This window comes from Faucicola sp. SE7633, from assembly GCF_059264685.1.
This window is the reverse complement of record NZ_JCADBW010000004.1, coordinates 79,679-105,856: the sequence shown is the minus strand read 5'-3', so window position 1 is coordinate 105,856 and position 26,178 is coordinate 79,679. Positions and strand designations below refer to the sequence as shown.

The 26,178-nt window shown below is 50.5% G+C and carries 25 protein-coding genes; 14 read left to right on the top strand and 11 right to left on the bottom strand.

What is annotated here, in order from left to right:
* Positions 1-15: 15 nt before the first annotated feature.
* Positions 16-1,275: an NADP-dependent isocitrate dehydrogenase gene (gene icd / locus AC5L4R_RS02870; protein WP_494472484.1), complete on the bottom strand. Its 1,260-nt coding sequence runs from the start codon at positions 1,273-1,275 to the stop codon at positions 16-18.
* 221 nt (positions 1,276-1,496) lie between these two features.
* Between icd and AC5L4R_RS02865 the strand changes: the two genes are divergently transcribed.
* A complete protein-coding gene (locus AC5L4R_RS02865) occupies positions 1,497-2,195 on the top strand; it encodes a pseudouridine synthase (RefSeq protein ID WP_494472483.1) in 699 nt (232 codons plus the stop codon).
* A 75-nt stretch (positions 2,196-2,270) separates the two neighbouring features.
* On the opposite strand, the gene AC5L4R_RS02860 is transcribed toward AC5L4R_RS02865, so the two are convergent.
* Positions 2,271-2,921, bottom strand: coding sequence for a YiaD family glycine zipper/OmpA-like lipoprotein (locus tag AC5L4R_RS02860; protein ID WP_494472482.1), 651 nt, complete (start codon positions 2,919-2,921; stop codon positions 2,271-2,273).
* A 454-nt stretch (positions 2,922-3,375) separates the two neighbouring features.
* Between AC5L4R_RS02860 and yihG the strand changes: the two genes are divergently transcribed.
* From yihG to minE, 4 genes are all read left to right on the top strand, one after another.
* Entirely contained in the window at positions 3,376-4,377 is a 1,002-nt protein-coding gene (gene yihG / locus AC5L4R_RS02855) for a 1-acylglycerol-3-phosphate O-acyltransferase, YihG family (protein ID WP_494472481.1), read from the top strand.
* A 255-nt stretch (positions 4,378-4,632) separates the two neighbouring features.
* Positions 4,633-5,478, top strand: coding sequence for a septum site-determining protein MinC (gene minC / locus AC5L4R_RS02850; RefSeq protein WP_494472480.1), 846 nt, complete (start codon positions 4,633-4,635; stop codon positions 5,476-5,478).
* A 167-nt stretch (positions 5,479-5,645) separates the two neighbouring features.
* Positions 5,646-6,455, top strand: coding sequence for a septum site-determining protein MinD (minD, locus tag AC5L4R_RS02845; protein ID WP_494472479.1), 810 nt, complete (start codon positions 5,646-5,648; stop codon positions 6,453-6,455).
* Between the two features lie 3 nt (positions 6,456-6,458).
* The gene (gene minE, locus AC5L4R_RS02840; RefSeq protein WP_494472478.1) at positions 6,459-6,734 is read left to right on the top strand and encodes a cell division topological specificity factor MinE; all 276 of its coding nucleotides are present in this window, start codon (positions 6,459-6,461) and stop codon (positions 6,732-6,734) included.
* A 142-nt stretch (positions 6,735-6,876) separates the two neighbouring features.
* Here minE and AC5L4R_RS02835 read toward each other — a convergent pair whose 3' ends face one another.
* The 5 genes from AC5L4R_RS02835 to AC5L4R_RS02815 all read right to left on the bottom strand — a co-directional run bounded on the left by AC5L4R_RS02835 (position 6,877) and on the right by AC5L4R_RS02815 (position 11,594).
* Complete coding sequence (locus AC5L4R_RS02835; protein ID WP_494472477.1) at positions 6,877-7,137, bottom strand: type B 50S ribosomal protein L31; 261 nt, start codon at positions 7,135-7,137, stop codon at positions 6,877-6,879.
* Positions 7,138-7,658: 521 nt separating this feature from the next.
* The gene (locus AC5L4R_RS02830) at positions 7,659-7,919 is read right to left on the bottom strand and encodes a type B 50S ribosomal protein L31 (protein ID WP_067057259.1); all 261 of its coding nucleotides are present in this window, start codon (positions 7,917-7,919) and stop codon (positions 7,659-7,661) included.
* Between the two features lie 198 nt (positions 7,920-8,117).
* Positions 8,118-8,759 (bottom strand): lysophospholipid acyltransferase family protein, encoded by a 642-nt coding sequence (locus AC5L4R_RS02825; RefSeq protein ID WP_494472291.1) that lies wholly within the window; start codon positions 8,757-8,759, stop codon positions 8,118-8,120.
* A gap of 239 nt (positions 8,760-8,998) precedes the next feature.
* Positions 8,999-10,888 carry a DNA topoisomerase IV subunit B gene (gene parE, locus AC5L4R_RS02820; RefSeq protein ID WP_494472290.1) on the bottom strand — a complete coding sequence of 630 codons (1,890 nt, stop codon included), beginning with the start codon at positions 10,886-10,888 and terminating at the stop codon, positions 8,999-9,001.
* A gap of 34 nt (positions 10,889-10,922) precedes the next feature.
* A complete protein-coding gene (locus tag AC5L4R_RS02815; protein ID WP_494472289.1) occupies positions 10,923-11,594 on the bottom strand; it encodes a YqiA/YcfP family alpha/beta fold hydrolase in 672 nt (223 codons plus the stop codon).
* A gap of 394 nt (positions 11,595-11,988) precedes the next feature.
* Here AC5L4R_RS02815 and AC5L4R_RS02810 point away from each other — a divergent pair, with 394 nt between their 5' ends.
* The 3 genes from AC5L4R_RS02810 (at position 11,989) to AC5L4R_RS02800 (ending at position 14,243) form a co-directional block, all read left to right on the top strand.
* Positions 11,989-13,005 (top strand): UPF0104 family protein, encoded by a 1,017-nt coding sequence (locus AC5L4R_RS02810; RefSeq protein ID WP_494472288.1) that lies wholly within the window; start codon positions 11,989-11,991, stop codon positions 13,003-13,005.
* A gap of 260 nt (positions 13,006-13,265) precedes the next feature.
* Positions 13,266-13,757, top strand: coding sequence for a hypothetical protein (locus AC5L4R_RS02805; RefSeq protein WP_494472287.1), 492 nt, complete (start codon positions 13,266-13,268; stop codon positions 13,755-13,757).
* A gap of 222 nt (positions 13,758-13,979) precedes the next feature.
* Positions 13,980-14,243, top strand: coding sequence for a hypothetical protein (locus AC5L4R_RS02800; protein WP_494472286.1), 264 nt, complete (start codon positions 13,980-13,982; stop codon positions 14,241-14,243).
* A 76-nt stretch (positions 14,244-14,319) separates the two neighbouring features.
* Here the strand turns inward: AC5L4R_RS02800 and sstT are convergent, their stop codons facing one another.
* Both sstT and AC5L4R_RS02790 read right to left on the bottom strand, forming a co-directional pair.
* Entirely contained in the window at positions 14,320-15,570 is a 1,251-nt protein-coding gene (gene sstT / locus AC5L4R_RS02795) for a serine/threonine transporter SstT (protein ID WP_494472285.1), read from the bottom strand.
* 544 nt (positions 15,571-16,114) lie between these two features.
* On the bottom strand, positions 16,115-17,674 hold the full coding sequence (locus AC5L4R_RS02790) for a leucyl aminopeptidase (RefSeq protein WP_494472284.1): 1,560 nt from the start codon (positions 17,672-17,674) through the stop codon (positions 16,115-16,117).
* Between the two features lie 382 nt (positions 17,675-18,056).
* Between AC5L4R_RS02790 and lptF the strand changes: the two genes are divergently transcribed.
* The 4 genes from lptF (at position 18,057) to AC5L4R_RS02770 (ending at position 22,272) form a co-directional block, all read left to right on the top strand.
* Positions 18,057-19,181 carry an LPS export ABC transporter permease LptF gene (gene lptF / locus AC5L4R_RS02785; RefSeq protein ID WP_494472283.1) on the top strand — a complete coding sequence of 375 codons (1,125 nt, stop codon included), beginning with the start codon at positions 18,057-18,059 and terminating at the stop codon, positions 19,179-19,181.
* Complete coding sequence (gene lptG, locus AC5L4R_RS02780; protein WP_494472282.1) at positions 19,178-20,278, top strand: LPS export ABC transporter permease LptG; 1,101 nt, start codon at positions 19,178-19,180, stop codon at positions 20,276-20,278. The genes lptF and lptG overlap by 4 nt, the downstream gene beginning before the upstream one ends.
* Before the next feature lie 9 nt (positions 20,279-20,287).
* Positions 20,288-20,983 carry a DNA glycosylase gene (locus AC5L4R_RS02775; protein WP_494472281.1) on the top strand — a complete coding sequence of 232 codons (696 nt, stop codon included), beginning with the start codon at positions 20,288-20,290 and terminating at the stop codon, positions 20,981-20,983.
* Positions 20,984-21,219: 236 nt separating this feature from the next.
* Positions 21,220-22,272 (top strand): DUF305 domain-containing protein, encoded by a 1,053-nt coding sequence (locus AC5L4R_RS02770; protein ID WP_494472280.1) that lies wholly within the window; start codon positions 21,220-21,222, stop codon positions 22,270-22,272.
* A gap of 92 nt (positions 22,273-22,364) precedes the next feature.
* On the opposite strand, the gene AC5L4R_RS02765 is transcribed toward AC5L4R_RS02770, so the two are convergent.
* The gene (locus AC5L4R_RS02765) at positions 22,365-22,724 is read right to left on the bottom strand and encodes a chaperone modulator CbpM (RefSeq protein WP_494472279.1); all 360 of its coding nucleotides are present in this window, start codon (positions 22,722-22,724) and stop codon (positions 22,365-22,367) included.
* 103 nt (positions 22,725-22,827) lie between these two features.
* Positions 22,828-23,853, bottom strand: a complete 1,026-nt coding sequence (locus AC5L4R_RS02760) for a DnaJ C-terminal domain-containing protein (RefSeq protein ID WP_494472278.1) — start codon at positions 23,851-23,853, stop codon at positions 22,828-22,830.
* Between the two features lie 207 nt (positions 23,854-24,060).
* Between AC5L4R_RS02760 and hisH the strand changes: the two genes are divergently transcribed.
* Positions 24,061-24,690: an imidazole glycerol phosphate synthase subunit HisH gene (gene hisH / locus AC5L4R_RS02755; protein ID WP_494472277.1), complete on the top strand. Its 630-nt coding sequence runs from the start codon at positions 24,061-24,063 to the stop codon at positions 24,688-24,690.
* A gap of 28 nt (positions 24,691-24,718) precedes the next feature.
* The gene (locus AC5L4R_RS02750) at positions 24,719-26,134 is read left to right on the top strand and encodes an ATP-binding protein (protein WP_494472276.1); all 1,416 of its coding nucleotides are present in this window, start codon (positions 24,719-24,721) and stop codon (positions 26,132-26,134) included.
* The last annotated feature ends 44 nt before the right edge of the window (positions 26,135-26,178 follow it).

Below are 26,178 nucleotides of genomic sequence, written 5' to 3'. Positions count from 1 at the left end.
TCAAATCAGCGATTATTAGTCATTCATGTGCTTGATAATCGCTTGACCAAATTGTGAACAGCTTAGCAAAACTGCATCTGGCATCAAGCGTTCAAAGTCATAGGTGACCGTTTTGTTTTCAATCGCGCCAGAGATACCTTTGATGATCAAGTCTGCTGCTTCTGTCCATCCCATATCACGCAGCATCATTTCAGCCGACAAGATGATAGAGCCGGGGTTTACCTTGTCTTGACCAGCATATTTTGGTGCGGTACCGTGAGTCGCTTCATACACCGCCACCGAACCACCGATGTTAGCACCTGGTGCGATACCGATACCACCCACTTCTGCTGCCAGCGCGTCAGAAATGTAATCACCGTTCAAGTTCAACGTTGCGATGACTGAATAGTCTGCTGGACGCATCAAGATTTGTTGCAAGAACGCATCGGCAATCACGTCTTTGATCACGATGTCTTTGCCAGTTTTTGGGTTCTTCAACGTCATCCAAGGGCCGCCGTCTAGCAGCTCTGCGCCAAAACGCTCTGCTGCCAACTCATAACCCCACTCTTTGAACGCGCCTTCGGTGAATTTCATGATGTTGCCTTTGTGCACCAAAGTCACGTTGGGCAAATCGTTATCAATGGCGTACTGAATTGCTTTGCGCACAAGGCGTTGTGTACCCTCTTTTGAGACAGGTTTGACACCGATACCGCAGTTGTCGGGGAAGCGGATTTTGCTGACACCCATTTCTTCTTGCAAGAATTTAATAACCTTGATGGCCTCTGGGCTGTTGGCTTTCCACTCGATCCCTGCATAAATATCTTCTGAGTTTTCGCGGAAGATCACCATGTTGGTCAATTCTGGGTGCTGCACAGGGCTTGGCACACCTTTAAACCAACGTACAGGACGCACACACACGTACAAATCAAGCTCTTGGCGTAGCGCAACGTTTAATGAGCGAAAACCGCCGCCCACAGGCGTGGTCAAAGGGCCTTTGATGCTGATGACATAGTCTTTGAGCACTTCTAGGGTTTCGGCAGGAAAGTAGTCGCCATCATAAATTTTGGCAGCTTTTTCACCGCAGTAGGTTTCCATCCACTCGATTGAGCGCTTGCCATTGTAGGCTTTTTCTACCGCTGCATTGACCACTTTAATCATTACAGGTGTGATATCCACCCCAATGCCGTCGCCTTCGATAAATGGAATAATCGGACGGTCAGGTACGTTTAATGACAAATCAGCATTGACGGTAATTTTTTCGCCGTCACGTGGGACGATGACCTTATCGTATGCCATGTGGATTAACTCCTTGATTGAACTAAAAAATGTGATATAAAATTATGACAACGTTTAAAACGCTTAAAATGCAATAAAACTGCTAAATTCGGGCAAATAAATTGGCAATATTCTACACAAGCCGATTTGGTGCGACAATTTTTCTAAAAAATAAAAACTTATAAAGTATTTAGCAAATAAATGGCATAATCACGGGGCTAAATTTTCGTTATCTTGCTATTATGCCTAAACCACCCACGCTGTCACCGCCTTTGCCCAAACTGCTGGCCTTTAATAAACCGTACGGTGTGCTAAGCCAGTTTCGCGCGGATAGCAACAATAACTTTGCCACGCTTGCCGATTATATCCACGACAAAAGCCTGCGTGTGGCAGGGCGTTTGGACGCAACGTCTGAGGGTTTGCTACTACTGACCGATGACGGGCAGCTTAATGAGCTGCTGACCGCGCCGCCTGCTGTGTTACAAGCCAAAGGCAGGGTCAAACAGCACGGCAAAACCTACTGGGTGCAGCTTGATGGCAAAGCAACTGATGCCCAAATTGCGGCATTGCGCAGGGGTGTGCTACTTAAAGACGGTATGACCTTGCCTGCGCGTGTTGAACGCCTTGACCCAACCCATGTTGCCACCACGCTGTGGCAAGCACCGCCGCAAATCGCTTATCGGCGCGTCACCAGTTGGCTGGCTATCACGATTGTTGAGGGCAAAAACCGTCAAGTGCGCCGTATGACCGCCCACGTCGGCTTGCCATGTCTGCGCTTGGTGCGCGTCGCGTCCAGTGGGTTTTATCTTGATGGTTTGGCCGTTGGTGAACTGCGCCAAGTGGCACTCGATAGGCAAGCATTGCAACGTTTGGGCTGGCAGCCACGCCTGCATGGTCGAACGCCAACGCCCACACACCGCAACAAAAAATCTCTACGCTAGAAAAAACCCCAACGCTAGGTTGAGGCATTTTATAACGTTGTTTTTGTCTGTTTATGAACCGTCAAGGGGATGCGGTTAGTTTTGCGGCGCGTTGATGGTGATTTCTACGCGGCGGTTTTGCATACGGCCTGCTTCGGTTGAGTTATCCGCGATGGGTTGGCTGATGCCATAACCGATGGCTTGAATACGGTTGCTGGCAACACCGCGTTGGGCAAGGTATTGTGCCACTGCGTTGGCGCGGTTTTGCGACAGTTGTTGGTTAAAGCTTGGGTTGCCTTCTGATGAGGCATGACCTTTTACGGTCACTGTGGTGCGGTTGTATTCTGCCAACGTGCTTGCCACTTTATCAAGTGTATTATAAAACTGTGGCATGATGTTCGATTGCGCTTTATTGAAGGTGATGGCTTCTGGCATCACCATGTTGATGTTGTTGGTATTGGGGTCACGGGTTACGGTGATACCTGTACCTGCGGTTTGCTGGCGCAATTTGGCTTCTTGCTGCTCCATGTAGTAGCCAATACCTGTGCCCAATGCCGCGCCAATCGCCGCATCACGCCCTGTTTTATCGCCGCCTGTGGCTTTTGAGATTGTCGCGCCAGCTGCTGCACCCAACAAACCACCCGTTGCGGTTTTGTTCATGGTTTGTTGCCCTGTTGCAGGGTCGGTGGTACATCCTGTCATCAACATTGCTGAGGCTAGGCCTGCGGTTAGTAATTGCTTGTACATTGTGTTCTCCAATTTTCCAAAAATAGCGGTTAAAACGCAGGCGTATCAGCTGCCTGCTTGTAATAGTGGGTGTTTTTAGCAAAATTGGCTCAGCAAAATCATGTTTGGTGAATAAAACTAGGTCTGCTTAGCCAAAGCCTACAACACGAAAGTTAAATGTATTATGCCGTAATTTACTCCCCTGTTTGTAATAAATTGTCAGATTGGTGTAGAACAGCTGTAGTGCGTTGTTTAAGTTTTTTATAGGTGTTTGGCAATTATAGGTGTTTGGCAAATAGATGCTCGGCAAAATGTGGGCGGATTTTGCACGCTGACCCAAGATGGTCAGATTTAACCAAATTTTCATGCGTTTTGTGGGGCATTTGCGCTATGATAGGTGCAATGCTATTTAAAAGACCATTTTTTTAGAAAACCATTTTTTGCTAGCTTTGATAGGTTACGCTTGGAAAAAACCATGCCATCATCACAACGCCGCCAATCTGCCTTACAAAAAACGCCGACCCATCCACAAACCAACCCCGTGTATCGCCAGTTAGCCAAGTTACGCGATAAATCGCCCACACTTGGGCAGGCAGCAACTTTTGGCGCGACCGCAGGCACGATTTTGGGCAATTCGCTGCTGTTTGGTGCGCCGTTGTGGGCAGCTGGCGCGCTTAAAACCTTAACGGGCAACCCACGCGCGGATAAAACTGTGCTCGATATCGCTGAGCATTGGATTACCACCAACAATTATTTGATTGACCATTGGTTGCCAAGTATTGATTTACGCGTCAATTTGCCTGCCAATTTATCGCCAAACGGACGCTATATTTTGCTGTGCAACCACCAATCGTGGGTAGATACGTCAGTGATTCAGTACATCGGGCAAGACCGCTTGCCGCTGACGCGCTTTTTTGCCAAGCATGAACTGTTGTATATTCCGATTGTTGGCCAAGCGTTTTATTTTTTGGATTTTCCCATGATGAAGCGTTATTCTAAAGAGGCGATTGCCAAAAATCCTGCCCTCAAAAACCGCGATATCGAAGAAGCCAAACGCGCCTGCCAGCAGCTTGCCGACAAGCCGTTTACTTTACTCAATTTCGTTGAAGGGACGCGCTTTACCCAACAAAAACGTGACGCGCAGCAGTCGCCATATGCACATTTGCTCAAACCCAAAGCAGGCGGTCTGGCGTTGGCATTGGCGGCACTCGGTGAGCAGCTAGACGGAATTTTGGATGTCACCATCGTCTATCCCGATGGAGTGCCGCTGTATCGTGATCTGTGGCAAGGCAATATTCGGCGTTTGGGCGTGGACATGCGCTTTGTTGATTTACCGCCAGACCTAATGCATCATTTGATTGCAGGTAAATTTCATGACGATGCGGCAACCAAGCAAGCGATGTTTGCTTGGTTGGACACGGTTTGGCAACAAAAAGACGCGCGCATTGGGCAGATGTTGGCGGATTTTGCCCCATAATGTTTGGTAATACACGGTTGGGTGGTCATACACCGTATAGCACACCCTGCTAAGTTTTTGTGTGCCAAGCGCGGCGCTGTGTTGTCGTTTGGCATAAACCTTGCTAACATAAACCTTGCTACCGCCATGCGATAAATTGACTGATTTTTTACCGTTTTTGCTATCGCTTTTTTGCATAGCCTGTCATACAGTCTTTGACCAGATATAATTTATATTCCCAACCTAACCGATATTGAAGCAATACCCAGAGCAACCATGTCAGCTGACTTACCCCTACCCGAATCTACCGCCCACACACCCACCACCAGCGTGCGCCTAACGGGGCGTATGCTAAACTTTATGCGCCTATCGATTGGCGGCAATGACGTGCCTGCGATTTTGGCCCAAGTTGCCGATAAGTTTGCCCGTTTGCCCAAAGATGGTATGCCCGTGGTGCTGGCGTGCCAAGATAGGCTGAATTTGGTGGCGTTGCAACAAGGCTTGTGGGAATTGGGTTTGCAGCCCATCGGCATCGTCACGGGTGTGTTAGATGAACAAGCACGTGGGCTAAATTTGGCGATTTTTCCTGCCGATGGCAAACGCATTGATGGGCAAGCGGTGACCAAGACCGCTGCCCCTGCTGCCAACACCGCGCCCGAGCCGCTTGCCGAACCACCCACAGCGGCTACCGCGCCCACCACCGCCCCGACGGCCAGCCAATCTATGAGCCAACCGACCGTGCCCGAAGGTGGCGACACAGAGCCTGTTTTGCCCCCACAAGCGGCATTCAAACCGCGGCTGCATCGGCAAATTCTGCGCTCAGGGCAAAGCCTGTCGCATTTGGGCGGCGATTTGATCTTAACCGAAAGCGTCAATGCAGGCGCAGAAGCCATCACCGATTGCAATTTACATGTCTATGGCAAAGGTGAAGGGCGACTGGTGGCAGGCGCGACGGGCGACATGAACGCCAAAATTTTTTGCTTGCGCTTTAACCCGTCATTGGTGTCCGTGGCAGGGACGTACTGCTTAAAAGAAAATATCCCTGCTGAATACCTCAACCAAGCGGTGATTGTCAGCTACCAAGAACCTGTCGGGTTGGTGTTTAGCTTGATGAATCCGTAAAGCCAAATTGACAACATCTTTTTGGCAGATAGACTTATTTTTGTCATAAAATTTGTGCTAAACTAATTTAATTTAACCGTTTTTTTCATCCAACCATTTACCGAGACGGGGCGACATGGCTTGCCTTGTTGGCGGTAGTGAGTAATACAGCGTTAGGAGTGTGCCAAGTGGCAAAAATTGTTGTGGTAACGTCTGGTAAAGGGGGTGTGGGCAAAACCACAACCAGCGCGTCATTTGCCACGGGGTTGGCGTTACGCGGTTATAAAACCGTGGTGATTGATTTTGATGTGGGCTTGCGTAACCTTGATTTGATTATGGGCTGCGAAAACCGCATTGTGTATGATTTTGTTGATGTCATCTCAGGCAACGCGCGCCTATCGCAAGCCTTGGTCAAAGACAAAGCCCTGCCCAATCTGTTTATTTTGCCTGCCAGCCAAACGCGTGATAAAGACGCGCTGACCGATGAAGGCGTGGCAGAAGTCATGGCAGAGCTGGCCAAGCAATTTGACTTTATCATCTGCGACTCACCAGCAGGCATTGAGCGCGGCGCTCAGCTTGCTATGTATCACGCCGATGAAGCCTTGATTGTCACCAACCCTGAGATTTCCTCGGTACGTGACTCTGACCGCATTATTGGTATCTTACAAAGCCGCACCAAAAAAGTTGAGCAAGGCAGCTCAGTGCGTGAGCATCTTGTCATCAACCGCTACAATGCCGAACGCGCTGAACGCGGTGAAATGATGGACATCAACAGCATTTCTAACGACATTCTAAAAGTGCCATTGATTGCGGTGATTCCTGAAAGCAACAGCGTCCTTGAAGCATCCAACCAAGGCGAGCCTGTGATTTTGGACAAAAACTCTGTGGCTGGGCAATGTTATGATGACATGGTGGCGCGATTTTTGGGTGAAGAACGCCCGTATCGGCATATCGATGTCAAGAAAAAAAGCTTCCTGCAGCGCTGGTTTGGAGGCTAGACGATGAAAAAGGGATTTTGGAGCAGTCTATTTGGCGGTGAGCAAAAATCAACCAGTGCCAACATGGCGGCAGAACGGCTTAAGGTCATTGTTGCCAGCGAAAACCGTCTGCACAACCGCCTCACGCCCGAGCGCATCGAAAAAATGAAGCGCGAGATTTTGGCGGTGGTCAATACCTATGTCACAGGCGTACAGGTGGATGATGTCAATATCAATCACCACACCGAAGCCAACATGGAAGTACTTGAGATGAACATCAACTTGCCCGAGCGGCGTTGATAGCCCTGCTGTGCTTAGGATTAAAAAAGTCCTTTTAAACAAAGGGCTTTTTTACTTTATCCACAAAAATTTAGCCAAAAATTCATCAAAAAAAAGCCTTGTCATAGCGAAAGGCTTTTTTTGTAAACGATGAGTGATGGGCTTACTTTTTACCGCGATTTGCAAACGCGCCAAAGCGTTTGTTGAAGCTTGCCACACGGCCTTCGTTTTGGGTTTTGCGTTGTTCGCCTGTGTAGAATGGGTGTGACGCACTGGATACGTCAAGCGCGACGTAAGGGTATTCTTTGCCTTCGTATTCGCGAGTTGCTTTTGGCTTAACGGTTGAGCGAGTCAAAAAGTAGACATCCGCGTTGGTGTCATGAAACAAAACGTCGTGGTAATCTGGATGGATATCTGCGCGCATAGCGGTTTCCTTGATTTGCCCCTGCCGATTGGACTGCCTGGCCGCTGTCGGCCCAATGCCAAACGCGCCACGATTAAAGCCAACACAGAGGCTAGATAAAATAAAATTGCTATTTTGACTTCCTCCCCTCCCTATCGTTCGGGGATTCCTTCTGCAAGACGGTGAAGCCCCACCGCAAACCTAAGACAATGGCAACCGCCCGTACGACACACCGTACATCTTAGGTTCTTATTTTAAGCTAATCCTACCGTTAGGATTGTCTTAGACACGAATTAGCTTAAGTGTGTGTTTGGAAACGTCTTACCAGTTAAGTTACTGCGTACTCGCAATTTAGTCTTAACTTAACTGTGGAATGTAAGACATTGAATATAGTGAGATGAGTATAGCAAAACTCATCGCATTTAACCATTGCCTTATATCCACCGCCTGAAGTCGCAGGTTTACGGCAACGAATGATAAAAATTTAGCCATAAAAAAGCCTTTCACAATGGAAAGGCTTTTTTATGCAATAAGCGACAAGCTTATTTTTTACCGCGATTAGCAAACGCGCCAAAGCGCTTGTTGAAGCTTGCAACACGACCTTCGTTTTGGGTTTTGCGTTGTTCGCCTGTGTAGAATGGATGAGACGCGCTAGACACGTCAAGTGCCACGTAAGGATACTCTTTACCTTCGTATTCACGAGTTGCTTTTGGCTTGATGGTTGAGCGGGTCAAAAAGTACACATCGGCGTTGGTGTCATGAAACAAAACGTCGTGGTAATCTGGATGGATGTCAGCACGCATGGCGGTTTCCTTGGTTTGCTCTGCCGATTGGACTGCATGGCAAACGTCAGCCCAATGCCAAACGCGCCACGATTAAAGCCAACACAGAGGATGGATAAAATAAAGCCGCTATTATAAAGCTTATCAAACGCTAACACAAGAAGTTAGCGCGTGACTGGTGGTTTATTTGCTGAAGGATTGTTTGTGCAAACCCTTGAGTTATTTATGTAAATCCTGCAACGGCTGCGCCATTTTGGCAAAATCACGCGGTTTTACGCCTTCATAGTAGTCTAAAATTTTGGGCATATCCGCGTCGATATCGCCCGTTGGGTAAAACAGCGGCATAAAGCGCACCTGCTTGGTGGGGTAATCCATCGCGACGGGTAACATCGGCACGCCTGCGCCCATGGCGATATGATAAAATCCCGTGCGTAAGCGTTCGACGTAGCTGCGTGTGCCTTCGGGTGCTAATGCTAACCAAAACTGCTCGCGTTGGTTGAATTGATCGATGGTGGCTTGCAAGGTTGAGCCCTTTTTTTCACGGTCAATTGCGACCACACCCGACCAGCGCAAAAAATTACCCAACACAGGCATGGCAAATAACTGCTTTTTGCCCATTACGCTAATGTCAATATCCAACGCCAACAAGGTGGCAATGGCGTAAATACCGTCGATATTGGAGGTATGCGGTACGGCAAGCAAAACGCATTTTTTGATATTGGGGATTTCACCAACGATCTGCCAACCTGCGGTATCCAAAAACTTTTTTGCCGCCCGTGATGATACGGGATTGTTGCGCCGTGGCACGTTGTCGCCGTAGTGGTACAGATCAATCGGGGTTAAGTGGTTATAATTGGGCATGACGCGTCCTTGTGTCGGTTTGAGTAATACCTGTTTAGATAGTGACTTGTCAGATAATAATTGATTAGATAATGGCTTGGCTTGGCTTGCCATGTTGTGTCTGGCATTATTGTAAGGATAAAATCCAACCAATCGCTAACTATTGTGCACTATTTTTGTAATTGATCTGTCCGCTAAGGTGCGCTTCAATCACGCCCCATCGGGCGCAATTTGACTATTAACGACCTCCTACCTTTGGGCTAACTTGACAGCTGTGCCAAATCGCCTTTTTGCTCCAGCCACAGCTTGCGATCGCCAGCGCGTTTTTTTGCCAATAACATATCCATCACGCTGCTGGTAAAGTCAGGGTCATCCAACGATAGCTGCACCAATCGCCGTGTGTCGGGGTGCATGGTGGTTTCGCGCAGCTGCTCGCTGGTCATCTCGCCCAAGCCTTTAAAACGTGTGATTTGGGCTTTTTTGTTGGCAGGAACGCGGCGCAAAATCTGGTTGAGCTCATCATCATCCAAGGCATATTGCACCTCTTTGCCGATATCAACGCGATACAGTGGCGGCATGGCAACAAACAAATGCCCTGCTTCAACCAACGCACGAAAATGTTTGACAAACAACGCGCACAACAAGGTGGCGATATGCAAGCCGTCGGAGTCGGCATCGGCTAAGATACAAATCTTGTCATAGCGCAGTTCGCTTAGGTCATCGCTGTCGGGATCAACACCGATGGCAATGGCAATGTCGTGAATTTCTTGGCTACCCAGCACAACATCGGGCGATACTTCCCACGTGTTTAAGATCTTACCACGCAGTGGCATGATGGCTTGAAAATGGCGATCACGCGCCTGCTTTGCCGAACCGCCTGCCGAATCGCCTTCTACCAAAAACAGTTCCGCGCCATCGCGCAAATCTCCGCGACAATCCGCCAATTTTCCTGGTAGTGCTGGGCCTTGGGTGATTTTTTTGCGCTCAACTTTTTTGGCAGATTTTAGCCGCTTGCCTGCCTTGGCAATCGCCAATTCGGCAATTTGGCGTGCGGTATCGGGGTTTTGATTCAGCCATAGGCTAAAGCCATCTTTAATCAAGGTTTGCACCGTAGCGGCTGCCTCACGGCTGGATAGGCGCTCTTTGGTCTGCCCCGAAAATTGCGGTTCAACCCATTTTAGCGACAAAATAAAACACACGCCGTCCCAAACGTCATCCGCGCTAAGCTTGACCTGTCTGGACAACAGGTTGTGCAGCTCACAAAATTCGCGCAAGGCCTCAAGCAGCCCCGTGCGCAGGCCATTGACGTGCGTACCGCCTTGCGCGGTGGGAATGAGATTGACATAGCTTTCTTGCACAGGTGTGCCGCTTTCGACCAACCAACACAGCGCGACATCAAGGCTGGCGCGTTCATCGGGGCGCGCTTGATAACCAAACACATACGGCGGTGTGGGCGTGGTTTCAGTGTCGGCTAACTGTTCGCTCAAGTATTGCGCCAAGCCATCACTAAACCGCCATGTTTCGCTGTCGCCATCAATTTCATTACTAAATTGCACGGACAAACCTGCTGCCAATACGGCTTTGGCTTTTAGGTTTTGCTTCAGCGTTTTGGTGTTGAATTTTGCGCTGTCAAAGTAGCGCGCATCAACCCAAAATTGCACGCGTGTGCCACGTTTGCGTTTGTTTTGGCTTGGCGCAACTGCCAACGGCGCGACAGGCTCACCATCGGCAAATTGCATGGTGTAGGTCTGTCCGTCCCGCCACACGGTGACTTCAACGCGCTTAGACAAGGCATTAACCACCGAAATCCCCACACCGTGTAAGCCGCCCGATACTTGGTAGTTGTCGGTGCTAAACTTGCCGCCTGCGTGCAGCCGCGTCAAAATCAGCTCGATACCCGACTGGTCAAACTCAGGATGAATATCTGTCGGCATACCGCGCCCATCGTCCTCAACTGACAACGAACCATCGGCGTGCAGTGTCACCACGATAGATTTGGCATGCCCTGCCAGTGCCTCATCAACGGCGTTGTCGATAACTTCTTGCGCCAAGTGATTTGGGCGTGTGGTGTCGGTGTACATGCCGGGGCGACGGCGGACGGGGTCTAAGCCCTCAAGCACTTCAAGCGATTGACTGGTGTATTGCGTCACGATTTTCCTTTTATATGGTTAGGTGTTTGTAGGGTTATTTGCGTGTTGGTAGATGGCTTGATGTGGGTGCGTTAGCCGGTGATGACAACACGGGCAAGCCAAACAAAAATTGTATAATTTGCGCGCGTTTGCTGGCAAAGTCGCTCATGCGGTGGTCGCCGCCTTCTTCGATGATGATATGGCATTGTCCGTTTTGCTCGGCTGCACTTTGGCTAAAATAATCCACGGCTTCACGGTAATCCAACAGCTCATCCCCTGTTTTGACCAGCAATAAAATCTTATCAGCAAAAGTCGCGCGTTTAGGGCGATGGTCGATTAGCCACTCAATATGCGCCTTGGTAATCGCCCAGCCATCAGGCGTCGTGTGCCCCACATAGTCGGCAGGCAAGTTGGCAAAGTTGTCGGGGAAAAATCGTTTGAGACTCTCGCCAACGTGGGTGCTTGGATTGATGAGCACAGCGCGTTTGCCTGTAAGGTTGCTCGCCAATGTGGCATAAAATCCGCCCAGTGAGCTGCCCACCAGCCCTGTGTCGGGGTCAGCGGCGATGATGGCTTGTAGGCGTGCCATCGCTTCGGCGGGTGCGACGTTGAGGTCTGGGCGCACGACGTTGATATGCGGAAAATGCACGGCACAAAACTGCTCAAGCAGCTTGCCCTTCTCGGCATTGGCGTTGCTGTCTAGCCCATGAATGTATAAAAGCTGCATGATCGTTTACTCAAAATTTTATGGCTTTATTTATGGCTTTAAATGATGCCTTAAAACAAGGTATTGTGCTAATCATTGGTATTGAGTGCATCGTTTGCACGACACGGTATGTTAGCACTGCCGCGACAAAATAGCCATCGTCAGCCGCGTGCAGGCTTGCTCTATGCGTCAAACCCTGTCGTTTGGTTAGCGTTATGGTTACTAAAACCCTTCGCCAGTTTTATATCGGCGGTATGACATGCCATCGCGTGGGGCAAACGTTTACACTTCGTTGCAGTGTTTTACACAAATCTTTGCCAATTTGTTTACAATTTGTCCAACCATTTTTGTGTTATTTTAACGCCTGCTTGTAGCCCAAATCATCACCGCATTCGCCCAGTATAAGGCAGTTTTTATGCAATCGCGCGCGCTTAGATACCTGTGGAAATTTGCCTTGGCAGGCGTGGCGCTGCTGATTTTTGTCATGGCAATTCGGGCGTTGATTAATCTGACCCAAACCATCCGTTGGGCTGATATCGTCACCGCGATAAGCCAAATTCCCAACACGCATTTGGTCTTGGCGTTTTTGGTGGTGGCATTTGGTTATATCGTGCTGACGCTGTATGACACCATTGCGCTGATGCAACTTGGGCGCGATAAGCTGATTCGCTACCCCAAGGCGGCGTTGATTTCGTTCACCGCGTATGCCATCAGTCACACCATTGGTATGAATCTTTTGACCGCAGGTGGCATTCGTTATCGGCATTACAACCGCTATGGCCTAAGCAACAATGAAATTGCCAACATTGTTTGGTTGGTATCGATGGCATTTACGTTTGGCGTTAGCACGTTGATAGGTATCTCCTTGCTCACGCACCCTGAGATTACCTTGCGGCTGTTGGGCGCACTTGATAGATCGTTGGGTATTTTTGACAACGCCCTGTATATCCGTGGGCTTGGCGCGCTGCTACTGGTGGCGATTGTCGGCACGATTGTGTACGCAGGACGCACAGGCAAACAGGCGCGGATTGGCAGTTGGCAATTCGTGCTGCCGCCTGCCAAAGTGATTTTGCAGCAGATTTTTTTGGCGGTGCTGGATTTGAGCACGGTTGCGCTCGTGCTGTATCTGCTACTGCCGACAGACACCCACGTCAGCTATTGGGTGACGTTTTCAGCGCTGATTCAGTCGATGGCACTGGGTATTTTAAGCCATGTACCCGGTGGCTTGGGTGTGTTTGAAGTCACCATGATGAGCGCATTGCCGCAGGTTGATAAAGCCCAAATGCTGGCCGTGCTGCTGGTGTTTCGGCTGCTGTATTATATCGTCCCGTTTTTGGTGGCATTGGGTCTATTGCTGGGCTATGAGGGTTATTTATTGACCCAGCACAAACAGCCTGCCAAACCCTGCAAGCCATCACGCCATCGAGTTTAACAAATATCGCGTATTGTCACGTTTATTGTTGCCAACTTGCCTAAATGTTACGTTTTTTACCTTTCATAACGTTTATGCTGACATCTGTCACACATGATACGCTGCCAACTGTGCTAAATTATCTTTAGCCAAATGCCGTCTGGCAAGATGTATTCCTTGGCAATAAATCATTATTGTGGTCTATTTGCCAAATAATGTATGCAATCAAATTACAATGACGCCGTTGGTTGAGACAACAACCATCATTTTAGGAGAATCGCATGAAACGCATTTCATTTGCTCTAACCGCACTGGTAGTAAGTCTTGGCTTAGCCGCACCTGCTCAAGCTGCAACCGCCAAACGCACTTCTACTGCCAAAAAATGTACATGTGCACCAGCCAAAAAAGCGCCTGCTAAAAAAGCACGCTCTACTGCCAAAAAACCTGTGGCTAAAAAAACCACTCGCCGCGCCGCACCGCGTGCCGCTCGTCCAATGACCAATGAAATTAATCCAAATATCCCTGCCGATATCAAGATTAATGAAACCACCAACCGCGATCAACGCCCATACGCCACCACCCCTGCGCTAACCCCACAACCACAAGTGACGACGGTACAGCCAGCTGTCGTGCCTGTGCGTCAAGTGGTACAACGTGCACCAGCCAGTCAAGTGACAACTGACCGTGTGGTTGCACCAAACACAGTTCAGCGTACCACCACAACCACCGTACCAGTTGGTGTACAAACTGTACCCGTGGTCGTAAACCCATAATCGCAGCTTTACGTGAGTCAGCGTTGATAATTTCTTATCGATATCTGGCTGTTATCAAACGTCAAGACACTAGATAAGATATATAAAAAAGGCATTGCTAATCATGCCTTTTTTTATTATCTTATGCTTATCAAGCCGCGCAAACTGACGGAAACAATCTTTATCCATAGGCGCGGGTTTAACACATAAACACTTGATGTTTCAATATTTTAAGGAATCGATATGAAAGCACTTTCAACAGCGGTTATGCTGGCTTTGGCCATGGTTGGTTTGGGTATGAATGCGCAAGCTGCTACCACAGCAAGCAAAAAAACCGCCCCCAAAGCCAAGACCACGCAACAACGCAGCGCGACCAAAAACACCGCCAAGAACACCAGCAAAAAAACCACCAAATCAACCACAAACAGCGGCTATATGGCAAATGAAGTCAATATTGACATTCCTGCCGAGCTAAAAGTCAATGAAGACCGCAGCATCAACCGCTAATTGCGTGGTTTGATAGTTAGGCAAACAAAAAAGGGCACGCGTTGCCCTTTTTTTTGTCTGACGTTTAGCCATGCATTTAGTCATGCGACGTACGATAACGGTAGGCATATTTGGGATCGGCTGCCGCGGTAAATAACACGTCTGTTGAGGAGTTGAGCGCGGTTTCGACCGAGTCTTGGATCACGCCGATGATAAACCCAATGCCGACCACCTGCATGGCGACGGTATCGGGGATATTAAAGAAGCTACAGGCAAGTGGAATCAACAGCAGCGACCCACCTGCCACCCCCGACGCACCTGCCGCGCTCAAGGTAGCCAAAATCGACAACAACAACGCGGATACAAAATCCACATGCACGCCCATCGTGTGTGCCGCCGCCAAGGTCATGACGTTGATGGTAATCGCCGCGCCTGCCATGTTAATGTTTGCACCCAATGGAATAGTGACCGAATAGGTATCTTTATGCAGTCCTAGTCGCTCCGCCAGTGCCATATTAACGGGAATATTGGCAGCCGAGCTGCGCGTGAAAAATGCGGTAATGGCACTTTCTTTGAGACAGGTAAAAACCAACGGATACGGATTTTGCCGCGTTTTGACAAAGACAATCAGCGGATTGACCACCAACGCGATAAACAGCATACTGCCAACCAGTACAGCCAATAGTCGCCCATAGCTTGCCAATGCGCCCAGTCCTGTTTCGGCAATGGTTTGGGTCACAAGCCCCAACACACCAAACGGCGCAAACCAAATCACCCAGCGCACCACCTCCGATACCGCTTGTGCTGCGTCATGCATCACGGTTTTGGTGGCTGCATTGGCGCGGCGCAATGCCAGCCCAAGCAGTACCGCCCACACCAACACACCGATGTAGTTTGCTGAAGCAATCGAGCTGATGGGATTGGTGACAGCATTGCCCAGCAAGGTGGTCAAAACCTCTGCCAAGTTAGCAGGCGGCGCGTGCTCAATACTGGCTTGCGCCAAGGTCAGCGTGGTGGGAAATAAGCGACTGGCCAGCACCGCGGTCAGTGCCGCCAAGAACGTCCCTACGACATACAGCACCAACGTGCTGCGCACATTGACGCGTGTGCCTGACTGGTGCTGACAAATGGAGTCGATGACCAGCACGAATACCAGCAATGGCGCGATGGCCTTGAGCGCACCGACAAACAACGTGCCAAACATGCTGACAAATTTTGCCACACCCATGGGTAAAACACCCAGCATGGTTGGGTTGGCAAGGCTGCCAATGATACCCCCAAGCACCAGCCCAATCACAATCAGCGGCACCAGACCGACACGCTGATACGCCTGCACAAATCCTCTCATAACACCCTAAATCCTTGTTTTCACCTAAAATCTTTGCCCATCGCCAACCGACGACGGCGATACGGCTTGGCAAACACCTGTTCTGCGTCAGTATGCCGTGAATTTATGCGACAAATTAGCATATTTCATCAGAAAATAGCTACTCAATTTCAACAAATTTTTACGCATTCATCTACAAACTGTTAGGAATGGTTGAGCGGATTTATCAACTTAATTTTTGCCTCTCGCCAGCGCAAGGGGTTTTTGCCAAATGCTCAAAGACTGTCCGCAAACCTAGGCCAGTGGCAAGTATCGTATATGCAAGGTTCTTATTTTAGGTTGGCTTTTTTAACGCGCCTTAGCGTTAGGGTGGTGGTGTTTATTTAATATTTTTTTATTTAATGTTGTGTTTATTTAATGCCAGACACAAACCAACCTCAGGGTGTTCGGTGTATCTTATGCGTTTAATCCTTGGCCTAACATCACACACCTACAACAGCCAATGACAAAACCGCGCGTCTGCTTGACCACAAACGCGCGGTTTTACAAAAAATTATCCAATAAATCAGCGGGCTTGTATCAGCCCAACTTGACGGCTAAGATAATGCATCAATAGTGGCACAGGGCGGCCGGTGCTGGCAGCCTCTTTGCCCGTTTGCCATGCCGTGCCTGCCACATCAAGGTGCGCCCAAGGCACGTTTTCGACGAATCGCGCCAAGAAACACGCTGCGGTCACAGAGCCTGCAGGCGCACCGCCGATATTTTGCACGTCAGCAAATTTAGACTTAAGCTGCTCTTGGTAGTCATCGTCAAGCGGCATATGCCATACGCGGTCATGCGCATCTTGACTGGCTTGTTCAAGGTCAAAAATCACATCTTCATCGTTGCTATACAGGCCACTGCGGATATGTCCCAGTGCGACGATACACGCGCCCGTTAATGTCGCCACATCAATGATGGCGCGTGGCTGATAACGCTGAACATACAACAAGCTATCACACAGCACCAACCGCCCTTCGGCATCCGTGTTGAGAATTTCAACGGTTGTGCCGTCCATCGCGCGCACGATATCCCCAGGGCGGGTGGCCTGCCCCGATGGCATGTTCTCAGCGCACGCCAACGCCCCAACAACATTAATGGGCAAACGCGCCTGACAAAGCGCTGCCATCGTGCCCAAAACACTGCCTGCGCCGCTCATGTCAAACTTCATCTCACCCATGCCAAGCCCCGGCTTGATTGAAATACCGCCACTGTCAAAGGTGATGCCCTTACCCACCAAAGCGATCGGCGCGTGGCTAAAGCTGTCTGACGGGGTATGAACCGCCGCTTCATCGGGTGCGCCGCGATACTCCAGCAACACCAACTGCCCCTCTTGCGTTGAGCCTGTGCTGACCGCCAAAAAGCAGTTCATGCCCAAACTTGCCATCTCGCGCTCGCCAATCACCTTGACTTGCAGGACATCGGGGTGCTGCTTGGCAAGGGCGTACGCCTGCTGGACAAAGTACGCAGGGTTACAGTCATTGGGCGGCATATTGCCCAAGTCACGTGCTAGGCTCTGCCCGTGGTGCAAAGCCAAATTAAAATCCAGCACGGTTTGGTAAGCGTCGATGGTGTCGGTTTTGAGCAGCAGCTCAACGTGGCTTAAGCGTGGTGTGTCCGCCGCGCTGTCTTTTTCGCTGGCATGATCAGCGTTAGAGGCAGGCTTACTCAAATAGTCGGTAAACTGATAAGCGGCGTTTGCCAATGCCAAAACAAACTGCCCAAACGCCACGCTATCTAGCCCATCACCCAGCCAAACGCGCACATGGGTGGTGTATTTGCTGACGCTACTATAGACCGTTTTGGCAAGTTTTTGCATGGCATTGCCGCTGAGTTTGTCGCGCTTGCCCACGCCAACCAACACCAATGAAGTGGGCTCAAAGCTTGCGATGCTACTGGCAAGCTTGCCATCAAACGCGGTATTGTCAATCAGTGTTTGGACGCGTGTTGCCAATGTTTTGGGCAAATCCGCCAACGGCTGGTGATTATCATCAATCAACACCACGTTGCCAGCCTGTGGCGTGTCTTGGCTTGATGGTGTGGTAGCAAGCTGTTGTAAGGTAAACGTTAATGGAGTAACTGCCATGGTTTGTCCTTTGTGGTGGTTAAATGTTAAAGGTTGAATCAATGTTATGCTTATTGCCAATGTGGGGACACTTTGGCATTTAACCAACCGCGCCAGACAATAACCGTGGTTTGGTCGAGGCTTGTGAACACAAACCACCCGTCTGCTACCGAAGACAAACTCAAAACACCCCCAAACAATGCTAAGACAATGTTAAGTCAGTCACACCTGTTCGTTTTAGCATGGCAAAACATGGTATGATACGGTTTTTGGCAGCGTTTTCTTGATAGGCTGTAGAAAATGACAGGCTGTAGAAAATAGCCTGCCTAACAGCAGCGCGATGCGAGCAAATTTTTACCAACAACATGATACATCCTATGAATGTGATTAAAAGGTGCGCGGCGTGATTTTACGGCGCTATATCAGCCAGCAGGTTGCCAGTAATACGTTGGTGGTGCTGGGTTTTTTGCTGGTGTTGATGTTAAGCGGACGGCTGATTCGCTACTTTGGGATGGCAGCGCAGGGTAAACTGAACATTGGGCTGCTGTTTGCCATCATTGGCTATAATTTACCAACGTTTGTCGAGCTGATTTTGCCCTTGGCGTTTTTTGTTGCGCTGATGCTGGTGCTTGGGCGCATGTATACCGACCAAGAGATGAGCGTGTTATTTGCCAGTGGTGTCAGCCGTGGGCGCGTGTTGGGCTTGCTGTTGCCGTTGGTCGGTGCGCTGTTTGTCCTTGAAGCGGGTGTCAGCCTGTGGGCAAAACCGTGGGGCGTACGCCACAGTGAGCAGATATGGCATAAGCAATCGCTGGCAAGTGCGCTGGATTTGATTCGCCCACAGACCTTTATCAGTAGCGGTGATTATCATCTGTACGTCGAGGCTATTGATCGTGATAAGCGCGAGCTACGCGGCTTGTATCTGCTCAATGCGCGTGACGATGGGCGCACCGATATCATCACCGCCGAACGCGCCTTGCAAGTGCCGACGCGCGAGGATGACCCGATGACGATGTTGGATTTGTACGCAGGCAAGCGTTATACGCTATCTGCCGATAGCGCGCGCTACAACCAAGCCAGTTTTGCGCGCTATCGCATTAGCTTACAAAAGCCAACAACCGACAAAGTCACACCGCAAAACGTCGAATCACAAACCGTCGGCAAGCTGTGGCGCGTGCGCACTGAGCCTGCTGCGCAAGCCGAATTGGGCTACCGTGCTAGCTTGCCGTGGTTGATGCTGCTGGCTGCGCTGCTGGCTATGCCATTGGCGCAGGTCAGTCCACGGCAAGGGCGCTGGCTGCGGCTGTTGCCTGCGGTGCTGATTTTTGCCAGCTGTGCGATTGCGATTATTTCGCTAAAAACCGCCATCAGCAAACAAAACGTATCGGTCTGGGGTTATGTCTGGCTGCTGGCAGCATTGTTGGCAGGCGCACTGTATCTGAACGCGCAAGCCACGCTTACCACCCGTCTGCGTGCGCGTCGCCAAGCGCGGCGCACTCATCGTTTGGACAGTCAGGGGGCGGCATGATTATCGCGCGTTATGTGCAGCGCCATGCCTTGTTGGCGATTATAGCGGCGGTACTTGGGCTACTGCTGCTTAAGTTGATGTTTGACTATTTGGCACAACTGGATAAAATCAATGCCAGCTACAGCTACCTAGACGCGCTGCGCTATATCGTGTATTCCGCGCCCGAGGCGCTGCAAAGCTATATGCCGTTTGGCGTATTAATTGGGGCGGTGATTGGTCTTGGGCTGCTGGCAAATCACAGTGAATTGACCGTCATGCAGGCAGCAGGGCTAAGCCGTTTGCGCATTATCGGCTGGGTCATGCAGCCTGCGCTGGTGTTTGTTTTGCTGTCGCTGGCACTGAGTCAATTTGTCCTACCGACGACCAACAACCTTGCCCGCCAAGCGCGTAACCACAAAACTGCCGACGCGACCAGTGTCAATGGCTATTGGCAAAAACACGGCGATACGCTACTGGCGATTGGCTATGCCAACGTGGATGGCGAGGTGCGCGACGTGCGCCAATGGACGCTTAGCCAACAAGGCGAGGTACGCCAAATGCTACATGCCGAGCGCGGTGTGTATCAACCTGCGCCAACCGCGTCCGCCACCAACCCAGCAGCAACGCATAGCGCCAGCCAGCCGTGGCGTTTGTATGCGGTGCAAACGCTCACCATTGCCGCCGATGGCAGCAGCCAACAACGCATGGTGGGTGAAATGCCTGTGAGTTTGCCGATTGCGCCAAGTTCAATTTATCTTTTGACCCAAAATCCTGAGGATATGTCGCTGTCGGTCTTGTGGCAACACCGCACACTCATGCAAAGCCAGCAACGCCGCTCACTGCCACATGAAGTTGCTTTTTGGCAAAAGCTGTTATCACCGTTTGCCGTGTTGTCGCTGGTATTGGTCGCGTGTTCGTTTGTGTTTGGCTCACTGCGTAACCAAAGTTTGGGCTATCGTATCGTTGTCGCACTGCTGTTTGGTTTGATGTTTAATTACTTACAGGACTTGGCAGGCTTTGTGAGTCTCAGTACGTCACTACCGCCACCGCTGATGGTCGCACTTCCGATTGTGTTAAGCGCTGCGTTGGGCTGGTATTTATTGCATAAAAAGATTTAACCCGACACCATGAAAAATAGCACGCCACCCCCCGCCCCTACCACTCACCCCATTGAGCGACACCCGTTTGGTGTGTTTGCCTTTTTTGATACCCAAGTTTTGATGATGGGCACTTTGCCACCCACACCCGACAAATGGGGCATGGCGTTTCATTATCCCAATTTTTATAATGACATGTGGCGCATCATGGGTCGGGTGTTTTTTGGCGACGGTGAGTATTTTCGCGCAGGGCAGGACAAGCGGTTTGACGCGGATAAAATTAAGGCGTTTTTAAAAACAGCAAAAATCGGTGAATGCCCAACCGTCAAAACGGCAATTCGCGAGCATGGCAACGCGTCAGACGCGCATCTGACTGTGGTCGAGCGTGTAGATTTACGCGCCGTACTGGCAGATCTGCCCAACGTACGCTGGCTACTGCTGACAGGCGGTAAAGCGTGTGAGGTATTGTTTGATGTCATCAACGCCGAACGCGCCGATCCCACTTCACCCGATTTTGACCCAACTGCCAAACCGCTTAAACCGCTTAAAACCAATCAGCATATCACGATTGACTTGTTTGGGCGCAAATTGGGCATCTGGCGGCTGCCGTCATCGTCGCGCGCGTATCCGCTCAGCCTTGATAAAAAAGTTGCCGCGTATCGCGCTGCCTTTGAGCACGCAGGTTTGGGCGCGCTGATGACCTCTGATGTCAGTTTGGATTCATAATTTATTACCAAACAAACGTCGATGTAAACGGCAAATGGTGTAGAATTGCGCAAAACTAGTCACACAATCGCTATGGCGAGGCGCACAAACCTGACTTATACTAACATCATAACAAAATCAAACCTTTGGCGCGTCGCTGACACATGTTGCCAGACGGTCTTTTGCGGCAAAACACCCCAGTATCTTGGCCGCTTGCAGACAACAGCCCCAACGCGCAAACTGGATATGATGTAGCTATGCCACGATCGACGGTGATATCGAGCCTGCCAACCACGTCGCGCCAACGCGGTGGTTTTATCCTAACCCTGCGCCCACATGCGCGCACCGTACTATGCTGTGCATTATTGGGCGGTGTGGTGCTGGGCTGTGTGTGGTTGGTCGGCTGTGGGCAAGCCCCACAATCTGCCCAATCGGCTGCCAATGTGGTGGCAGATGGAGTCAATAAAAGCGCAGGTGTCGCGGTGACCAAATCAGCACCGCCTGAGATGGTGACTTTGCAAAACTTAAGCGATATCGCCAACTTGCCCGTCATCGACAGTGCCAAGCCCGATACCTTGACGATGGTCACCAGTATTTCTAACGCGGTGGCAATCCCTGTTCATGTCAGCGTCGGCGATGCGCCCGATAGCCAAACCGTGACCGTGATTGCACCGATGGGACACCGCGCCGAAATCATCGCCGCAACCAACGCCATGCTAGATGCGATGAGCCAAGGTATGCAAACCGACAATGCCGACGTGGCGTTTGTCCAATCCATGCTTGCCCACCACAACGCCGCGCTGCAACTGGCACAAATCGAGCTTAAATACGGGCGCGATGAACAGCTGCGCAAACTGGCAGAAGATTCTTTGATTGCACAAAGCAATGAAATCCGCTGGCTACAAAACTGGCTTAAATACAACGCCAGCACAGGTAAACCCACCGCCACCCCTGCCACACTGGCTAAAGAGCCGAGTTATACCGAAAGCCTTAAACAGATGTATCAGCAAATGCTGTCTGCCAGTGCGATTGACGACCCTGACGAGGCGTTTCGCCAAACCCTCATACCGCATCACAAAGGCGCGATGGCAATGGCCCAAATTGAGCTTAAATACGGCAAGGATGACAAAATCCGCCAATTTGCTGACCGCACGATTGAAACTCAACAAGCCGAAATCAACGCGCTTCGTCATTGGATACCCTCGGCTAACCCTACCACACAACCCCTACAACCCGTATCCGCTGACAACCCTGCCAACCTTGCGTCTAACAACGCACCGCTGTGGACACAAGTCAATGCTGGCTTCTAAATCGGCAACACCCTATCCCCGACAAAAAAACGCACGTTTTTGCCAAGACGTGCGCTTTTTATGGTCTATTTTTTGGCAAAACGCCTTTGGGTTTAGTGGTCGTCGTCAGCCACGCTAAACGTCACCACCTGCGCGCTAAATTGCTCACCCAATGTTTGGCGTTTGTACTGGCGCAGGGCGTTTAATTCATCCAGCAAGGTTAAAATTAAGCCTATCGCCTGCGGACTGGCATCAAAGTCACGCCGCAAACGCGCGGCACGGCGCACGCGTGTCAGCTGCAAGCTACCAAAGCGCAACGCGTTATCGGCGCGCACGGGCGCACTGGCATCAAACGGCGTGATGACCGCTTCATCAAGCAATGCCAACACCCAATCACTGCCATACGGCGTTGCCGCGCCAAGCTGCTCAAGGGTAAAGCGTAAATCGTCTGGGTAGTCGTATTGGTCTGTCATGGTTATTTTGCCTTATTCATGTATTTTTTTAGCATGGTTCTGCGTTGTTGTCTGTCGTTGCCCGTTGTTGTCTATTGTTGCCACGGTGCTTACGCCCCTGCCATTAGCGTGTTGGCACAAAGTCCGCAAACTGAGCTTTTAGCGTTTGCCATGCGGCTTTTTGTTCGTCGGTATCGGTTGGCGGTAGCACAATGTTTAAGGTCAAAAACAAATCGCCTGCAACTTTGGCAGGAATGCCCTTGCCTTTTAGACGCAAATTGCTGCCCGAACGGCTGTTTTTTGGCACATTGACGCTGACTTTGCCCGCAGGGGTAACCACGGTAATCACCCCACCCAACGCAGCTTCCCACGGTGCAATATCGACGGTTTGGAACACGTCTTTGCCTTCAACGCGGATATTGTCAGCATGGGTGAATTTGATTTTTAAATACAAATCGCCTGCCTCTGCGCCATAGGCACTTGGCAGACCTTGTTTGGCAAGGCGAATTTGCTGCCCTTCGGCAATGCCTTTGGGAATTTTGACTTCAATGGTTTTGCTTTGGTACTCACGCCCTTGCGCGGTTTGTACGGGCAAGTTCAAGGTGATTTTTTGGGTATCGCCATGGTAACTTGCGCGCAAATCTACCGATAGCTCGGCATGCTGGTCGTCGCCTTTGGTGTTGGTCTGACCGCCAAAGCCTGCGCCGCTCATGCCGCCACCGCCAAAGCCTGAGAATAAATCATCAAAACGAAAGCCGCCGCCTGCTTGCCCAAAGCCTGCCCCACCTGCACGCGCACCACCGCCCATGCCGCCACCAAACTGGCGCAAAATCTCATCAATATCTTCAGCCGACATGTTGGGCGCTTGTCCACCCATGCCGCCACGCCCAAAGCCATTGCCAAATCCGCCCTGCCCAAAGCCTGCGCCAGCAAAGGGGTTTTCTAGCATCATGTCATATTGTTGGCGTTTTTCTGCGTCTTTGAGTGTTTCATAGGCGTTGTTGATTTCGCCCATTTTGGCATCGGCGTTGGGATCGTCGCTGACATCGGGGTGGTATTGGCGCACCAGCTTGCGGTAGGCTTTTTTGATGTCCGCTTCACTGGCTTTTTTGTCCACGCCCAAGATATCGTAATAATTTTTTTCTGCCATTTTGTGTCCTTGTGTGTCATTTGCTTGCTTAAAAATCGCGGTTGATGGGTGTCGCGCGCATTTTTCGCTTGCCAGCCCTATCAATCTAAACCAGATACGATATAATGGCAAGTTTAGCCATTTTCAAAAGTTTTTGGGCAAAAATCGTGTAAATTTTGCACTATTTTTTTAATATTTTTTTGATTTTTTAACGCATGAGGCTAAACAATGACAAAAATCGCACTGCTGGATTATGGCATGGGCAATTTGCATTCGGTTGCCAAAGCCTTGACGCGCGTCGGGGCGGATGTTGAAATCACCCGTGACGCGGCAGTGATTGCGCGCAGTGATAAAATCGTGTTTCCGGGGGTGGGCGCGATGAAGGATTGCATGGCAGAAATGCACGCCACGGGGGTTGGTGACGCGGTGCGCCACGCGGTGTTTAATAAGCCTGTGATGGCGATTTGCGTCGGTATGCAGGCGTTGTTTGAACATTCAGCAGAAAACGGCGGCGTGGCGGGTTTGGGTATTTTGGCAGGCGATGTGCGCCAGTTTGTGCCGACGGGGGGCGCGCGCGATACCATCAAAGTACCGCACATGGGTTGGAACACCACCTACGGCATGGATAGTAGCCACCCGATTTGGCGCGGTATTGCGCCCAACACGTATTTTTATTATGTCCACAGCTATTATTGCGTGCCACAAGATGACGCACTGGTTGCCGCGCGTTGTCAGTATGGGCATGAGTTTTGCGCCAGTATCCTCAAAGACAATTTGTTTGCCACCCAATTTCATCCCGAAAAAAGCCACACGGCAGGCTTGCAACTGCTGCAAAATTTTGTTGAATGGCAAATTTGATCTTTATTGAGCCTAGTCAAGCACCATCATGACGCGCCAACCCAATGCTTTATCTCGTCGTGGGCAATACGGCTTTCGCGGTTATAGCCACACTTGGCAAACCACATTGCTGGTGATGCTGATGGTGACCCTCAGTGTCAGTTTGTCATTGTGGTTTTTTTGGCGCAGTCTGTATTTGCCCGAATTACGCAATCACGCGGCGAACATCGCCAATCAGCTGCAACTTATCGACAAAGCCGAGCGCGACTGGGGCAAGCAGCCTGCTGTGCGCCAGTGGCTGCTTGCCAATGCTTATATTGATATCATCACCGATGCGCAGGATTTTCCGGATGTCACCAATAAGCGTTTGGTCGGTTTTTTTACCGAAACGATGGCCCAACAGGTGCAAGACTCATTGGGTCGCCCTGCCGTGGTGTATTTTAAGTTCAAGCCTGTGCCCATGCTGTATGTGCAAGACAGCGCTCACCCAGAGTTTTGGCTACAAGAGCCTGTGCGTTTTTATGCGCAATACAGTCCGCTGACGATTGGCATTTTTGTGCTGGGCATTCCGCTGATCACACTATTGACGATTTTGTTTTTGGTGCGGCAGCTCAATCGTCCGCTCAAGCGTTTGCAAAAAGTCGCCACCGATTACATTCAACTGGGGCAGGCGCGTGACTTGCCGACGCGGCACGGCTCAAGCGAAATTCGGCAAGTCAATGTCGCGTTTAATCGGCTGTTTCACACCTTGCGCCAAACCCAAAATGAGCGCAACCTGATGTTGGCAGGCATTTCCCACGATTTGCGCACGCCATTGACGCGGATGCGCTTGACCGCTGAGCTGTTGCCCGATGAGTTTTTAAAAGAAGGCTTGGTGTATGACATTGAGGACATGGACGCAATTTTGGAGCAGTTTATTTCATTTATGAAAGACGGCTCTGATGAGGCGGTGCGCCTCACCGATGTCCATGCCATTGTCAAAGAAATTGCCGTACAGTTTGCGCCGTTGCCGTTTGTTATCGAGATTGACGCGGATTTGCCCGAACTGCTGCTGCGTCCATTGTCCATCAAGCGGCTGATTGTCAATTTGGTCAATAATGCCAACCGCTATGGCAAGCCGCCGATTCATGTCGCGGTCAAGCTGATTGCCGCTGCCGATTTGCTTGATGATGTGCCAGCTGACAAGCTTGCCGAACTGGGCAGCAGCGCACGCTATTTGCTGATTGCGATCAGTGATGAGGGCGATGGCGTGGCAGAAGACCAGCTTGAGCGCATCATGCAGCCGTTTGAGCGCGGCGAAACGGCGCGTACCACACAAGGTAGCGGCCTGGGCTTAGCCATTGTCAGCCGTATTGCACACTTGCACAACGGTGTGGTGATAGCGCGCAACCAAACCGACGCCAGTTTACCCAATCGTGGTTTGTTGGTGCGTGTGGTGATACCCATTGTTGAGGCAGCTGCTTGATTGGCTTGCTAGCGTTTTGTCAATGATTTTTCATCATCGTTTTT

Bases quoted from the DNA above. Each gene is read 5' to 3' on its own strand.
- AC5L4R_RS02770 (WP_494472280.1), top strand. From the start codon at position 21,220: ATGCCACGATCGACGGTGATATCGAGCCTGCCAACCACGTCGCGCCAA.
- AC5L4R_RS02865 (WP_494472483.1), top strand. From the start codon at position 1,497: ATGCCTAAACCACCCACGCTGTCACCGCCTTTGCCCAAACTGCTGGCC.
- AC5L4R_RS02790 (WP_494472284.1), bottom strand. From the start codon at position 17,674: ATGGCAGTTACTCCATTAACGTTTACCTTACAACAGCTTGCTACCACA.
- AC5L4R_RS02810 (WP_494472288.1), top strand. From the start codon at position 11,989: ATGCAATCGCGCGCGCTTAGATACCTGTGGAAATTTGCCTTGGCAGGC.
- yihG (WP_494472481.1), top strand. From the start codon at position 3,376: ATGCCATCATCACAACGCCGCCAATCTGCCTTACAAAAAACGCCGACC.
- AC5L4R_RS02750 (WP_494472276.1), top strand. From the start codon at position 24,719: ATGACGCGCCAACCCAATGCTTTATCTCGTCGTGGGCAATACGGCTTT.
- AC5L4R_RS02815 (WP_494472289.1), bottom strand. From the start codon at position 11,594: ATGCAGCTTTTATACATTCATGGGCTAGACAGCAACGCCAATGCCGAG.
- minC (WP_494472480.1), top strand. From the start codon at position 4,633: ATGTCAGCTGACTTACCCCTACCCGAATCTACCGCCCACACACCCACC.
- AC5L4R_RS02830 (WP_067057259.1), bottom strand. From the start codon at position 7,919: ATGCGTGCTGACATCCATCCAGATTACCACGACGTTTTGTTTCATGAC.
- AC5L4R_RS02860 (WP_494472482.1), bottom strand. From the start codon at position 2,921: ATGTACAAGCAATTACTAACCGCAGGCCTAGCCTCAGCAATGTTGATG.
- AC5L4R_RS02805 (WP_494472287.1), top strand. From the start codon at position 13,266: ATGAAACGCATTTCATTTGCTCTAACCGCACTGGTAGTAAGTCTTGGC.
- icd (WP_494472484.1), bottom strand. From the start codon at position 1,275: ATGGCATACGATAAGGTCATCGTCCCACGTGACGGCGAAAAAATTACC.
- AC5L4R_RS02800 (WP_494472286.1), top strand. From the start codon at position 13,980: ATGAAAGCACTTTCAACAGCGGTTATGCTGGCTTTGGCCATGGTTGGT.
- AC5L4R_RS02775 (WP_494472281.1), top strand. From the start codon at position 20,288: ATGAAAAATAGCACGCCACCCCCCGCCCCTACCACTCACCCCATTGAG.
- AC5L4R_RS02760 (WP_494472278.1), bottom strand. From the start codon at position 23,853: ATGGCAGAAAAAAATTATTACGATATCTTGGGCGTGGACAAAAAAGCC.
- hisH (WP_494472277.1), top strand. From the start codon at position 24,061: ATGACAAAAATCGCACTGCTGGATTATGGCATGGGCAATTTGCATTCG.
- AC5L4R_RS02825 (WP_494472291.1), bottom strand. From the start codon at position 8,759: ATGCCCAATTATAACCACTTAACCCCGATTGATCTGTACCACTACGGC.
- AC5L4R_RS02765 (WP_494472279.1), bottom strand. From the start codon at position 22,724: ATGACAGACCAATACGACTACCCAGACGATTTACGCTTTACCCTTGAG.
- AC5L4R_RS02835 (WP_494472477.1), bottom strand. From the start codon at position 7,137: ATGCGCGCAGATATCCATCCAGATTACCACGACGTTTTGTTTCATGAC.
- minE (WP_494472478.1), top strand. From the start codon at position 6,459: ATGAAAAAGGGATTTTGGAGCAGTCTATTTGGCGGTGAGCAAAAATCA.
- sstT (WP_494472285.1), bottom strand. From the start codon at position 15,570: ATGAGAGGATTTGTGCAGGCGTATCAGCGTGTCGGTCTGGTGCCGCTG.
- lptG (WP_494472282.1), top strand. From the start codon at position 19,178: ATGATTATCGCGCGTTATGTGCAGCGCCATGCCTTGTTGGCGATTATA.